The organism is Cryobacterium sp. RTC2.1 (genome assembly GCF_035018685.1).
In the GTDB taxonomy this organism is placed as follows: Bacteria; Actinomycetota; Actinomycetes; order Actinomycetales; family Microbacteriaceae; genus Cryobacterium; species Cryobacterium glucosi.
Window position 1 is genome coordinate 1 of the sequence record NZ_JASJXJ010000286.1, and the last position, 1,697, is coordinate 1,697.

Annotated in this window: 1 protein-coding gene; it reads left to right on the top strand. The window is 70.6% G+C overall.

Annotated features, from left to right (window positions below):
* The first annotated feature begins 194 nt into the window (after nucleotides 1–194).
* A complete protein-coding gene (locus tag QN357_RS18850; RefSeq protein WP_322188949.1) occupies nucleotides 195–1,655 on the top strand; it encodes a rhamnulokinase family protein in 1,461 nt (486 codons plus the stop codon).
* Nucleotides 1,656–1,697: the final 42 nt, after the last annotated feature.

Sequence of the window (1,697 nt, forward strand, 5' to 3'; positions counted from 1 at the left end):
GGCGTTCGCGGCATCCAGTTACCAGGAGAAGATCTGCGCAGACCGCGTCGGCGGCACCCAGGCCGGCTGGGGCGCCTGACCCCACCCGCATTCGGCACCACCCGTTGCCGTTTCGGACGACTGTGGCCGGCACACCGGCCGCAGTCGTCCGAAACGGCAACTCCTTTAAGTTCTGACGAGCAGAGAGCACGAAGATGACCACCAGCACGGATGCCGCAGTCGTCGCGGCCGTCGACCTCGGCGCCACGAGCGGCCGGGTCATGCTCGGCCACGTCGGGCCGAACGAGCTGCGCCTCCGCCCGGTGGCCCGCTTCGCGAACGGGCCGATCCGCCTGAATGAGGACGGGCATCCCTCGCTGCACTGGAACATCGTCGAGCTCTACCGCAATGTGCTCGCCGGTCTCAGGACCGCCGCCGCGGAAGAGCCCGCCCTCGTGAGCATCGGCGTCGACTCCTGGGCCGTCGACTACGCGCTGCTGCGGCAGGGGCGGATGCTGCAACTCCCGTACCACTATCGCGATGCGCGCACCCAGCCCGCTGTCGATCTCGTCCACCGGATCGCCACACCCGCCGAACTCTATGCGGCCAACGGACTCCAGTTCCTGCCGTTCAACACGCTCTACCAGCTGACCGCAGACCTGACCGCCGGCTCGCTCGACCAGGCCGACCAGGTGCTGCTCGTGCCCGATCTTCTGAACTACTGGCTCACCGGCGTCGCCGTCGCCGAACGCACCAACGCATCAACGACCGGCCTCCTCGGCGTCGGCAGCCGAGAGTGGGACGAACCGCTCATCGACCGGCTCGGCTTCGACCGCCGGATCTTCCCGCGCCTCGTCGATGCCGGGACCCGGATCGGTTCCCTGCTCCCTGACGTCGCCGGCGAGATCGGCGCCCGCGCCCCGATCGACGTGACGGCCATCGGCTCGCACGACACGGCATCCGCCGTCGTCGCGGTGCCTGCCCTCAGCGACGACTTCGCCTACATCTCGTGCGGCACCTGGGGGCTCGTCGGCGTCGAGCTCGAGGCCCCGGTGCTCAGCGCGGCAGGCCGCGCGGCCAACTTCACGAACGAGGGCGGCGTCGACGGCCGCGTGCGCTACCTGCACAATGTGATGGGCCTCTGGCTGCTCAGCGAGTCGATCCGCACCTGGGAGCACGCCGGCGAGACGATCGTTCTCGCCGACCTGCTGCGTGCGGCCGGCGAGGTCACCGGGCCCGTCGCCGTGTTCGACGCCGACGACCAGCGCTTCCTCGCCCCCGGGGACATGCCGGGCCGCATCCGCGACTACTGCCTCGAGCACGACCTGCGCGTTCCGCGCTCGAACGCCGAACTCGTGCGCAGCATCCTCGAGAGCCTCGCGGATGCCTTCGCCCGCGGCGTCGAGACCGCAGCCGCGCTTTCCGGCACCGACGTACGGGTCGTGCACATCGTCGGCGGCGGCTCGCAGAACCGCCTGCTCTGCCAGCTCACGGCCGACCGGCTCGGCCTGCCCGTGCTCGCCGGCCCCGTCGAGGCGACCGCGATCGGCAATGTGCTCGTGCAGGCGCGGGCCCAGGGCCTCGTCACCGGTTCGCTCGAAGGGCTGCGCGCCCTCGTCGCCCGCAGCTTCGTACCCGAGCGGTATACGCCGGTCCGGACTCTCGTCAGCCGATAGCCGGCACGGGGAAACAGGGGAAACAGAAAGGAGCGGCCGGCG